At 29.9% G+C, this 12,373-nt stretch carries 15 protein-coding genes; all 15 read right to left on the reverse strand.

Annotation, left to right across the window (positions count from 1 at the left end; all coding sequences use genetic code 11):
* A complete protein-coding gene (locus LGK97_RS00895; RefSeq protein WP_226257850.1) occupies positions 1-363 on the reverse strand; it encodes a sodium:proton antiporter in 363 nt (120 codons plus the stop codon).
* Positions 364-365: 2 nt separating this feature from the next.
* Entirely contained in the window at positions 366-1,088 is a 723-nt protein-coding gene (mbhE, locus tag LGK97_RS00900; protein WP_226257851.1) for a hydrogen gas-evolving membrane-bound hydrogenase subunit E, read from the reverse strand.
* A complete protein-coding gene (locus LGK97_RS00905; RefSeq protein ID WP_226257852.1) occupies positions 1,085-1,324 on the reverse strand; it encodes a hydrogenase subunit MbhD domain-containing protein in 240 nt (79 codons plus the stop codon). Before LGK97_RS00905 ends, mbhE begins: the two co-directional genes overlap by 4 nt.
* Positions 1,311-1,631, reverse strand: coding sequence for a monovalent cation/H(+) antiporter subunit G (mnhG, locus tag LGK97_RS00910; RefSeq protein WP_226257853.1), 321 nt, complete (start codon positions 1,629-1,631; stop codon positions 1,311-1,313). The genes LGK97_RS00905 and mnhG overlap by 14 nt, the downstream gene beginning before the upstream one ends.
* Positions 1,628-1,897: a monovalent cation/H+ antiporter complex subunit F gene (locus LGK97_RS00915; RefSeq protein WP_226257854.1), complete on the reverse strand. Its 270-nt coding sequence runs from the start codon at positions 1,895-1,897 to the stop codon at positions 1,628-1,630. The genes mnhG and LGK97_RS00915 overlap by 4 nt, the downstream gene beginning before the upstream one ends.
* Entirely contained in the window at positions 1,890-2,366 is a 477-nt protein-coding gene (locus LGK97_RS00920) for a Na+/H+ antiporter subunit E (protein WP_226257855.1), read from the reverse strand. The genes LGK97_RS00915 and LGK97_RS00920 overlap by 8 nt, the downstream gene beginning before the upstream one ends.
* Before the next feature lie 342 nt (positions 2,367-2,708).
* Positions 2,709-4,694: a sigma-54-dependent Fis family transcriptional regulator gene (locus LGK97_RS00925; RefSeq protein ID WP_226257998.1), complete on the reverse strand. Its 1,986-nt coding sequence runs from the start codon at positions 4,692-4,694 to the stop codon at positions 2,709-2,711.
* A gap of 212 nt (positions 4,695-4,906) precedes the next feature.
* Positions 4,907-5,386, reverse strand: a complete 480-nt coding sequence (msrA, locus tag LGK97_RS00930) for a peptide-methionine (S)-S-oxide reductase MsrA (RefSeq protein WP_226257856.1) — start codon at positions 5,384-5,386, stop codon at positions 4,907-4,909.
* Positions 5,387-5,453: 67 nt separating this feature from the next.
* Positions 5,454-5,783 (reverse strand): single-stranded DNA-binding protein, encoded by a 330-nt coding sequence (locus LGK97_RS00935; RefSeq protein WP_226257857.1) that lies wholly within the window; start codon positions 5,781-5,783, stop codon positions 5,454-5,456.
* Between the two features lie 172 nt (positions 5,784-5,955).
* Positions 5,956-6,591, reverse strand: a complete 636-nt coding sequence (locus LGK97_RS00940) for a HutD family protein (RefSeq protein ID WP_226257858.1) — start codon at positions 6,589-6,591, stop codon at positions 5,956-5,958.
* Positions 6,592-6,676: 85 nt separating this feature from the next.
* Positions 6,677-7,924: a UV DNA damage repair endonuclease UvsE gene (gene uvsE, locus LGK97_RS00945; protein WP_226257859.1), complete on the reverse strand. Its 1,248-nt coding sequence runs from the start codon at positions 7,922-7,924 to the stop codon at positions 6,677-6,679.
* Between the two features lie 126 nt (positions 7,925-8,050).
* Positions 8,051-9,148, reverse strand: a complete 1,098-nt coding sequence (locus LGK97_RS00950; protein WP_226257860.1) for a WG repeat-containing protein — start codon at positions 9,146-9,148, stop codon at positions 8,051-8,053.
* A 301-nt stretch (positions 9,149-9,449) separates the two neighbouring features.
* Positions 9,450-10,427 carry a tyrosine-type recombinase/integrase gene (locus LGK97_RS00955; RefSeq protein ID WP_226257861.1) on the reverse strand — a complete coding sequence of 326 codons (978 nt, stop codon included), beginning with the start codon at positions 10,425-10,427 and terminating at the stop codon, positions 9,450-9,452.
* A 143-nt stretch (positions 10,428-10,570) separates the two neighbouring features.
* Positions 10,571-10,831 carry an HPr family phosphocarrier protein gene (locus tag LGK97_RS00960; RefSeq protein WP_226257862.1) on the reverse strand — a complete coding sequence of 87 codons (261 nt, stop codon included), beginning with the start codon at positions 10,829-10,831 and terminating at the stop codon, positions 10,571-10,573.
* Positions 10,832-10,940: 109 nt separating this feature from the next.
* The gene (locus LGK97_RS00965; RefSeq protein WP_226257863.1) at positions 10,941-12,131 is read right to left on the reverse strand and encodes a pyridoxal phosphate-dependent aminotransferase; all 1,191 of its coding nucleotides are present in this window, start codon (positions 12,129-12,131) and stop codon (positions 10,941-10,943) included.
* Positions 12,132-12,373: the final 242 nt, after the last annotated feature.

Raw genomic sequence — 12,373 nt, forward strand, 5'->3', positions numbered from 1 at the left:
TTAATCACTCCTCATTTTCATAATTTTATCTAGTTCAATGGTTCCGTATGCTTCATACAACTTTATTGTTAGTGCAAGAGCAAATGCTGTTGTACTAACTGCTACCACTATCCCGGTAAGCATAAGTGCAGAAGGGACTGGATTAATGTAGCTTTGAACACCTTTATGTGCCCCAATAATAATGGGGGCATCAAGTCCTAAAATATATCCTTTTGCAATAAAAAACAAGAAGATTGCTGTATCCATTATATTCATACCAATTATTTTTTTTATTAAATTGTTGTGTAACAATAGTATTGCAAACCCTATTCCAAACAGTATAATTGCTCCAGTCTCATAATAGTTATTTATTAGTCCTTCCATAATTAAATTTCTCCTCTGTCAAATAAAGTAAAGAAAAAGTATATAGTAATTGCCACAATAAGTCCTACTAATATGTTTAATGGCAATAAAAATCCGCCACTGAGTATATTCCCTGGAATTCCTAAACTTGGTTGCGGCATATCTAAGTGATTTCCACCAGTTATAAAGCTATATCCCTTTAGTAATCCATAAAACATAATGGCCCCACAGAGATAGGTTATCAAACTTGAATAGGGTAACTTTTTATCTGTAAATTTTTTACCATGAATTATTCTATATAAAATAAAACTTGTGCCTATAATTGTTCCACCTGCAAATCCACCACCTGGGCTTAGATGTCCATAAAAAATTATATAAATTCCAAAAATCTGAATGCAAGGTATTAGTACTTTACTTACCTCTTTTAAAATAGTACTTTTTATAATAATCTCATCAGCACCCGTATACTCTGAATTACCTTCCTTTTTTAGAAGTAATAAAACTACAATTGAGGCAGTGAATAATACACTTGCTTCAACAAAGGTGTCAAAAGCACGGTAATCTAAAATAATACCTGTGACGATATTCATTGCACCAGTTTCTTCTGTTGTTTTCTCTATATAATAATGTGATACTTCATTATTAGCAGGGTTATCATATTGTCCAAACTCTGGAAGTTCATTAACTCCCAAAAGTAAGATCATAATTAAACTTATTGTAATTACAACTGATAAAAGCTTTTTCATTTTTTTACTCCTTTAATCCTTTTTAGCGCAAGTATAAATAAAATTGTAGTAATACCTGCTCCTACTGCCGCTTCCGTTATTGCTAAATCTGGAGCATTTAGTTGTTGCCATAGAATTGTCATGATAAGGCTATAAACCATAAATACTATTATTGCTCCAAGTAAGTTTTTTATAGTGGAAACGGCTATTGCTGATCCTATTAAAAACATCAACATTATCACACTAAATATCTTCATGTTTCTTCACCCCATTTATTTTCTCTAAAGAAGCTTGCCTTATATACTCTGCCTTTGAAATTAAGTGTGTAGCTGTTGGATTTGCAATCCATACAAATACAAGAATTAATAAAATTTTTAAACTGCCCATACTAAATCCTTTTAATATAACTAGCGAGGATAAACATAGCACAGCCCCTAAGGTATCACATTTAGCAGCGCTGTGCGCCCTCGTAAACACATCTGGAAATCTTATGATACCTAATGTTCCAACCATGAAAAAGAATAACCCACCAAAGAGAAACATAGTTACAAAAATATCTCTCATATCTTTTTCCCTCCTGAACTCTCAATATATTTAGCTATTACAATAGATGATAAAAAACTAATCAAAGCATATACTATAGCTACATCTACAAAATAAGTCTCGTTAAGTAAAAATGAAACTATGATAATAAGTACAATGGTTTTAGTACCTATAACATTAATAGCAATAAGCCTGTCTGCCGCACTGGGACCTTTGACTGCTCTAAACATACATATAAAAATTGTAGCTGATAAAAACAAAATAGAAAAAGTTAATAGTTTACTCATAGCTGTCTTCCTCAACTTTCAAAATTATTTTTTCAAAATCTGAATTAGTTAATCCCATTGCAAATTCACCATTTAAACAATGCACTGCAATTCTATCTCCATCCACTGAAATAGTTAAAGTTCCTGGAGTTAATGTTATTGTATTAGCAAAAATTGTTTTATGAAAATCAGATTTTATTTTTGTTTTAATTGTTACTATCTGTGGTGCTATTGATATTTCACGGTTTAAAACTATCTTTGCTACATTAAGATTGGAAACTAGTACTTCTTTTATCAACATAATTATGTAAAACATCCAATTTAAAATATTTTTTCTAAAATTCAGTTGTCTATTTTTACACATTGAACTTTTATTTAAAATTGTAACTAATAAACTTATTATTATACCAATACAAAGAGTTTGAGCTTTAACATTTTCTGATAAAACTATCCAAAATAATAGATATACCCATACAATCTTATAATTCATTTTAAAAATCCTCCTATAAATTCTCTTCTTACCTTACTTACATACTAATTAGCAATAATCATGCCAAAATCTTTATTGCGAAAAAAGTCAAGTTTCTAAACCATTGATTTTCAATGGTTTAGAAACTTGACTTTTTTTATTTTAAGTGGAATTTTATAGAAAACTATAAATACAGAGTTATAATTGCATCAAATTGATACACTATTTTATTATATTAAAAAATTATATGTGTCGTACTGATACACATGTTTCATATTGGTACAGAATCGATAATTATATAAACTAGTATTACATACTACGTTTTGCGTTAATCATTATTTCATTGTTAAATTAACTGGTTTATTAACTAATTTTATATTTTTCCATCTTTCTATACAATGTACTTCTCCCTATACCTAATACTCTAGAAGCCGCTGCCATATTATCATTTACCTCAATCAATGTTCGCATAATAGCATTTTTTTCAACTTGCTCTAAGGTAAGCAGTTGTTTCCCATTACTTACTTCTCCAACATCTTCCTTTTCACTTATGTATCCTGGTAAATTTTTACTTGTAAGTATACTATTATTTTCAGCTACATTTAATACAAGCTGCATAATATTTTGAAGTTCACGAACATTTCCTGGCCAATTATAATTAATCATACCTTCATAAAAGCTTTGACTAACTTTTTTTATATGTTTATCATTATATTCAGCAAATTTCTCGCAAAAATAGTCAATAAATATCTTAATATCATCTCTTCTTTCTCTAAGAGAAGATATATAAATTGGCATAACATTTATTCTGTAAAACAAATCACTTCTGAATTTTCCTAAATCAACCTCTTTTTTCAAATCTTTGTTTGAGGCTGCTATAACTCTAACATTTATTGGTATAACATCATGACCTCCAACTCTAACTACCATGCGCTCTTCTAAAACCCTAAGTAAACTTATCTGAGCATCTAGTGGCATGTCTCCTATTTCATCAAGGAATATTGTTCCTCCATCTGCAAGTTCAAATTTCCCTGGATGCCCACCTCTTCTAGCTCCAGTAAAAGCACCTTCTACATAACCAAAAAGTTCACTAGAAACTAAATCTCGAGGAATAGCACCACAATTTAAAAATACAAATGGTCTATGTTTTCTCCTACTAGCATTATGTATAGCTTGTGCAAACATTTCTTTACCCGTGCCACTCTCTCCTTGCAAAAGTATAGTGGCATCAGTCCTGGAAGCAATTGTTGCAAGTTTTATTGAACGCTCAATATTTTTACTTTTCCCAAGTATATCCGCAAAGGTAAATCTTGCATTAGCTCCAACAATTTTATTAATCATGCTTAGCACTACTTTATTTTCTTTAAAAGTAATTACTCCCCCACCTAATCCTGTTGAACTAAAAAGCTTTATAGGCGTAAGATTAACTACACAAGTTTTGTTTCTACCCATTTTTGTAATAAAATCTATCTCTTCCTCCTGATACTCTTTTCCTTTATTTAAATCACTTATAATATCCTTTTGACTACTAGCAGATAAAATATTATTTATATGAATGTTTTGACTATCTTTTATACTATACCCCAATAATTTTCTTGCAAATCTATTAATACTAGTTACATGTCCTTGATTATTAATTCTAATAATGCCTTCTGAAATTGATTCTGTAATCTGGTGAAATTGCTCATTAACTATTTTTAACTTTTTATTAGAATCTTCTAATTTCATTTCCTTTTCTATAGCCTTTGCTGCAGCTACTACCATTCCTAAAGTATGTGGATGTACGAATTCATAGTTGCCTGTAATACTTAGCACTCCTAAAAGCTCACCCTTTTCATCTTTTATAGGGCAAGCAGATGAAGTCCAGTTATGATACTTATGTAAATAATGTTCTGCTCCAAGTACCTGTATTGGTTCACCTGTTATTAATGAGAGCCCAATAGCGTTAGTTCCTATCACTTCTTCTTTTATGTTATATCCATATTTCAGCAGCATAAAATTATGTTGCCGTATTAAGCTATCCTCCCCAATATGTTCTAATACATATCCATCTCTATCAGTTAATCGAATAATAAAATCTGAATTTTGTATCAAGTTGTACAGCGTTTGCATAAATGGTTTACCTGTCTCTAATAGGGGTAGGAATTCCCTGTACTTCTTTTCTAGATCATCTTCACTAAGTTCAATTGAAAAATCATCTTTAAATGGATCTATACCATATAACTTACTTCTTTCCCAAGACTCCGAGATAATATCCCGAAGTCCACTTTTATTTAAAGTTCCCTCTGAAACAAATAATTCCCACTTTTTTGTTATATCTTCATCATTACCAATCAGCTTTTTAACCACCAAATAAATCCTCCCCTTTCATAGAATTATGATATAATTTTATTTAATTATACCCATTACTATTTATTTTGTCTAATTCCTTAAAGCAACTCTCTCTTGAAAACTCTTACTATAATTTTAACTATCACTAATATTTATGCACAAAAAAGACTCCTTGAAAAAGGAGTTTTCAATGGTCAAATTAGTAACCTTATAATTTTAATAATATTAATTTAATCATCATCTAGATTAATGTGACAGTAGCCACCTGGATTTTTTTGCAAATACTTTTGATGATATTCTTCTGCATCATAAAAACAAGTAAGTACTTGCACCTCTGTAACTATTGGCTTGTCATATCTACGTTGCACTTCATCCTTAGTTTTTAATATTATATCTAAATCTATATTATCACTATAATAAATTCCGCTTCTATATTGGCTACCAACATCAGGTCCTTGTCTATTAGAAACTGTAGGGTCAATTATTCCCCAAAACTTTGCTAATATCTTTTCAAGCGATACAATAGATTCATCATAACTTATTGAACAAGCTTCTGTATGCCCAGTATTTCCAAGACAAACCTCATTGTATGAAGGATTAACCTTTGTACCATTAGCATATCCAACCTTAGTTTCAGTAACTCCATTTATTTTTGACATATAAGCTTCTACACCCCAAAAGCACCCACCTGCTACAACAATATCTTTCATTAAAGCACCCCACTTTTTTTGTATTGTTAATCTTTCTCTATTATATCATAACAATATCTTTATGAAATTATACTATTTGTTGTTTACTATCCAAAAATTTAAAACTGTCCGCTATAACCTCTGTGCTATACCTCTTATTTCCATCCTTATCCATATAGCTGTTACTACAAAGTCTTCCAGTTATAGCGATTTGACTTCCCTTTTTTAAATGTTTACATAACGTCTCCGCTAGCCCACTCCATGCAACAATATTTATAAAATCAGCTTCTGGTTGTGAATCCTTGTGTGATACCCTATTAATAGCCAGTGTAAACCTAGTATAAAATCCTTTTCCTTCATTATACTCTTTAAGTTCTAATTCTCTTGTTATTCTACCAATTAAAGATACATTATTCATAATATCGCTCCTTTTAATTTAATTATTTTTTAAATTATTGACAACTTAATTATATTTTATACAAACGAATGTTTGCTTTTTTTTGTTTTTTAGCTGATAAACAATAAAACTCTCACTTTCCTGGACTTAGTCAAGAAAAGTAAGAGTTTTTTATAAAAAGGATTATTTGAAATTAAATTTTTAATAGTATTGAAGCTTTTATAATTCTAGTTCCTTCCCCACTACTACTATGAATCTTGAGTTCACAATCAATTTCTTTTCCTGTTCTAGTTATTAATACTAAATCACCTTCATTTAAATTTATCTTGCCACTTGTCATCATGTCCATTTCTACATCACCTTTTACAATGTAAAACGCTTCTACAATTTGAGAAAACCTTAGAGCATTATTTGTATTATTGCATAGGAATATATCTTTAAATTCTAATGCCTTAATTAAAATTTCTTCAAGATTTCCTTTATAACCTTCTGTTATCATTAAATTAAAATCAGTAACCCTGCCAAAGCTCGTAGTTGTCCAATCGCCACTAAAACTATCCTGCTGAAATTCCTTTAATGTAGCATTATGATGTCCCTCATGTTCAAGAATTAGCTCTCCTTCAACAATCATAATAAGCCTAGATATCCCCGGTAACAAAGTAAATGTAGATTTTTCTACTTCAACCTTTGCAGAACTTAGCCTCCATTTAAAATTCCGCTTGCTATATACTGCATCTTCAGGGTAAATATACAGCTCAGTTGTTGTACCACCAGACCAATTACTTGTTTTGTGCTGTTTCTTTCTAATTACTTCAATACTATAAGACATTTGGATATCCCCCTAACGTAAAATTCTTAGAACATTAAATTTATTATTTTTTCAAAGGCATCAAATTTTGAATCCGAAGCAATAATCAATAGTTAAAATAGTAGGAGTTAAGCATATACTCCGCATTATACTTATCGCATAATTTTTTTAAATAACTCTTAATATTTTCTTTCTTTTCTATATTTAAAAGAAGTTTTTTAAAATGCATTTGTTCTCTATCTGAAGCATCGTTTTTAATATATCCCCAAACATGTTCTGCAGTATTTATGAAACTTCCATTGTCTACATCCAAACTTATTATGCTATCAGTATATTTATAAAATTCTTCTATACTACAATTTTCTTTAACTAGTTTACTGCAATGTTTATAATATCTGTAATTCCTTTCCATCAATACATATTTATATTTTGCCCATTGCTTTTCTATAAGTCCTATTTTTGATTTTTCACTAATGTTATTAGTAGTTACAATATTACATTTGATAGCTGAAATATCCTTATCTTTTACCTCTAGCATAATATCAGCATTAAACTCTTTTATCTCTTCGTAGTATTCTATAAACTTTTCAACTACTATACTATTTGAATGAGATCCTATCTTTTTATTTTGGTCTTGCTGACTATAATGTACTTTTATGGCTCCATCTTTCTTCCGCCAGGTCTTCGCTACCTCCGTCATTATTTCTTTTATTGGCATATCTATTTTATGATTACAATCATGGTGAAGGTTATCAAATATTACTGGTATATTAATTTCATGACTAATATAAAGTAGATCATCAATATTGAATATTTTATCATCATTTTCAATTACAAGCCTATTCTTAACTGATGGGGATAATTTTTTAAAATTCTCAATAAATCTATTTATGGCAGCACCCTTATCTCCATAACCACCACCAATATGAAGTATGATTTTGTTTGATGTATCCACACCTAATGAGTCAAGGAATTTACTATGGTATTCAAGATCCTCCACTGCCTTTGCCACAATGTCCTCCTTTTGAGCATTTAGCACTGTATACTGACCTGGATGCATAGAGACCCTCATTCCACGTTCTTTTATGTATTCGCCTATTGCATTTAATTCATTTTCAAAACACTTTTGCCAGTCTACTTTATTAATACTATGGCTTCCAAGCGGCACTATATCTGAACTTATCCTAAATAACTTTATGTTATACTTATCATTATTCTCGAGTATTATTCTTAAATCTATTAAATTTTGCTCTAGCACCTGCAAAAACATCTCTTTTGAAAAGTTTTTAAGTGTTAATCTCCTATTTGTTCTTGCATCCACGGTTAGTGGTATACATGCATATCCTATTTTCATATTTTCCTCCTGCATAAATTTTATTGTTACATAAATCCTTTAAACATATAATAAAGGGCAAGAAAGTATAATAACTTTCCTACCCCTATATTACTGTATATTAAACTAAATTTAAATATAAATTAATTAAAAATCAAATACATTATCAAACCTTGGTTTTATAACAAAGTTCCCTTCTTTATTTATAAACCCCCACTTGCCATCAATTTTAACTGCTGCCACACCTTCTGAAAAATCCGAAGCTGAATCAAATGTTGGATTAATAACCCATTGGCCTTTATCATCCATATAGCCCCATTTATTATTATTTTGAATTAGTGCTAATCCTTCTGAATACTTTAACCTAAAGAAAGGACTAACTTCAAATTTTGGCTCTATTATAAATTCCCCTTTTGTATTTATTATTCCCCATTTATTATTAATCTTTACCGCAGCTAACCCATCTGAAAAATCTACCACATCGTCAAACTTTGGTTCAACTAAATACTTGCCATCTTTTCCAATAATGCCCCATTTGTCTCCGTCTTGCACAAAAGCCAGTCCGCAAAAAAAATTCTGTGCATTATTAAATTTTGATTCTATTATGAACATACCCTTATTATCAAGGTAGCCCCATTTTTCATTATAACATGCAGGTATTAAGCCCTCTGAGAACTTTAAAACTTCAAAATTTCTAGAATAATTCCCTATATCATTAAATTTAGGTTGAATTCTGAAATTGCCAATCTTATCTATACATCCCCATTTCCCATCGTAACAAACCACTGCCAATCCTTCTATGAAGCTTCCAAGGGATGTTACATTACACTTTGGTTCTATAATCATATTACCTGTTTTATCTATATATCCATATTTATCGTTTACTGTTACTAATGCCAACCCCTCCGAGAAATCAAATGCACTATCAAAGTTTGCCTTAATGATCCATTCACCATCAGCATTTATATATCCATATTTATTTTCATATTCAGCACTTGCAAGGCCTTCTGAAAACTTTCCTACAGCGCTAAACTTAGGCTTAATAGCCCACTTGCCATCCTTATCTATAAATCCCCACTTTCCTTTATAATTAACAGCCCCCAAAATAACTTTTTCAGTGGTTTTGTAATCATTGGGGTTTATGCTTGCTTTGATTCTTTTGGTTATTGTAAATGAAAATATAAAAATAACTACTACTAATATAGTTGAAATTCCTGTTAATAGGTTGATTTTATTTTTTCTCATTATTGCATCTCCTTCTATTTAAACTACTTAAGCAATTACAATCTAAACTTTAGTCAGTTATCACTTAATCTACAACTCATATAGCATTAAGTAATAGTAGCTAAAATAACTATGCTAAGTATTTGGTAATATATTCCATATAATACCACTATATCATCCCTTTGTAAATATTATTTCCAAAAGTTGTAATACTATTCTTAGATATGACACCTTTATTAAATTCAGCTTTATAATAAAACATAAAAATTCCCTTAAAAAAGAACTTTCAAGTTCTTTTTTAAGGGAATTACCATACTCCTATTTAAAATACATCAATTAAGTCTCCAGCATTATTTTTAAGTTTGTCTATGGAGTGAATATATCTATTGGTAGTAGCTAAATTTTTATGCGCTGCAAAGTCCCTAACTTTCTCTACTGTAGCCCCTGCCAAAATAGCAAGGGTAATGGCTGTATGTCTTGTAGAATGGACTCTCAATTCTTTATCAATACCTGCATTTTTACATACTTTTTTTATCATATAATTTAAAGTACTTGAATCTAATTTTTGTCTATTGTTACCATTAACTCCATGACCAATAAATAAGTATTCTTCAAAGTTATCCGATTTATTTCTTTTGGTTAATTTAACATATTCATTAATCATAGCAAGTACATTTTCTTGAAGCTTGACTATGTCTTCTTTACCACCTTTTCTTATTACTTTTACTACGTCGTAACCTGTATAAGTAGTAATGTGCTTTAATTGAATATTTATAATCTCAGATTTTCTTAATGCAGTAGTTAAAGCAAGTGCTAATATAGTTTTATTTCTATAGCCTAATATAGTGGAAGTATCTATGCTATCTAGTAGGATTTTGCATTCTTCTTTTGTTAAAAACTCAGTTTCCTTGTTATTAACAACTGGTTTCTCTTCTTTTAAATTTCCAAAGGGATTATATTTAATTATATGTATATCATTGGAATTATCTTGGTATTTTAGTAACCAATTATATAACGAACTTAAAGAGGATATCTTTCTGTTTATAGTGGCCGAGGACATATTTTTATCCATAAGCTTTGTTATATAATTTTGCGTATGCACTATAGACACCCTTTTAATATCTTCAATTGTAATTTCAGAAATTGAATCCACACAAAAAAAATCTTTGATATCACGTTCATAGCTTTTAGAAGTATAAATACTCTTTCTGGATTTAATCTCAATAAAATAACATATAAAGTGTTTGTTTTGCAAAATTAGATCTGAATCATGATTGATTTCTATAATATTATTTAGCATTTATATTCTCCTTTAATATTTTATAAGTTTCCATATATTTTAAAAAGCTGCAAACAGTAAGTTAGCAGCTTTTTAAAATATACGACCATAATATATCAGTGGCATGTTATTTTTTTGTAATCCTAATCACTCTTCTAAGCAAGTTATTCTTTTAGAGATTTAATTAGATTTACTATCTCTTCTAGTGCTAATTGTTCATCAGCACCATTAGCTATAACGTTTACACTGTTATTGGGGCCAACTCCTAGTGATAAAATACCTATTAAGCTCTTTATGTTAGCTCTTTTTCCCATATATTCTATACCTATATCTGATTTGAAAGACGCTGCTTTCCTTACTAATAATGTAGCTGGTCTAGCATGTAATCCTTTAGGATTACTGACCATAACTTCTTTTGTTAACATTTCACTTCACCTCTATAACTTAATAATAGCATGAGCTAAATTATTTTCTAAAATGCTACAATATTAACTCATGCTACTATAATATCATTAAAAAGCAAGTAAATCAATTTTAAATACTTTCAACAAACTTTGCTATTCTATCAAGCCCATTTTTTATATTTTCCATTGAAGTTGCATAGGATAACCTAATGAAGTTATCTACTCCAAATGCTATACCTGGTATAACTGCAACCTTTTCTTTATTAAGAAGTAGTTCCGAAAAAACAAGAGAATCCTTTATAACTGTTCCATCTATAGATTTATTCAAAACATTACTTATATTAACCATAACATAAAAAGCACCTTCTGGTTTTATGCATGATAAATTATTAATACTATTAATTCTGTCTACCATGTAATCCCTTCTAAGCCTAAACTGTTCAACCATTTTGTGTACATCTTCCTGTGGTCCGTTTAATGCTTCAACTGACGCATATTGAGCAATTGAATTGGGATTTGATGTTGTATGACTTTGAATGTTAGACATTAATGCCACTATTTCTTTACTAGCAGCCGCATATCCTATTCTCCAACCTGTCATAGCATAAGCTTTAGAAACACCATTAATTACAATGGTTCTATTATATGCATCTTCTGAAAGGCTAGCTATACTAATGTGGCTAGAATTTCCGTATAATAACTTTTCATAAATTTCATCTGATATTATGATTAAGTCGTTTATTTTCGCGAAATCAGCAATTTCCATAAGCTCTTCTTTTGAATATACTGTCCCTGTAGGGTTATTTGGACTATTTAATATTATTGCTTTCGTTTTAGAAGTTAACGCATTATTAAGACTTTCAACAGTTAACTTAAATTGATGTATCTCCTCTGTTTCTACGTATACAGGTTCTCCATCTGCTAACTTAACTAGTTCTGGATAGCTAACCCAATATGGAACTCCAATTAAGACTTCATCTCCTGGATTTAATATTGCTTGAAAAGCATTTGCTAAGCATTGTTTTGCACCTGTTGAAACTATAATTTGAGATGGTATGTAAGTTAAGTTATTTTCTTCTTTTAACTTTTTCACTATGGCCTGTTTTAATTCAATAATACCTGAAGCAGCTGTATATCTAGTCATTCCTTGCTCTATTGCTTTTATAGCTGCATCTTGAATATTCTTTGGTGTGTTAAAGTCAGGTTCACCAGCACCAAATCCTATTACATCTAAACCATCAGCCCTCATCTTCTTTGCCTTTGCAGTTATATCTAATGTTAAAGATGGTGATATTTGTTTCGCTTTTTTAGATAATATCATTTTTCTTACCTCCGATATTTGCATTATTTATATATCCTTGCATAAATTTAATGAAAATAATACAATTGAATATTAGCTTTATTTACAAAAATGAAGGATATAATTCATATGTCTTTAATATATCATTTTTTTCTTGTAATGTAAATAGCGGTAGCACATTACCTTTAATTAAATTATTATAAAATACATATATCTAATTTGCACAAAAAAATAAAGAGCTTGTCCTACAAGCCCTTTGTATG

This window comes from Clostridium sp. CS001, assembly GCF_020443565.1.
GTDB lineage: Bacteria > Bacillota > Clostridia > Clostridiales > Clostridiaceae > Clostridium_AD.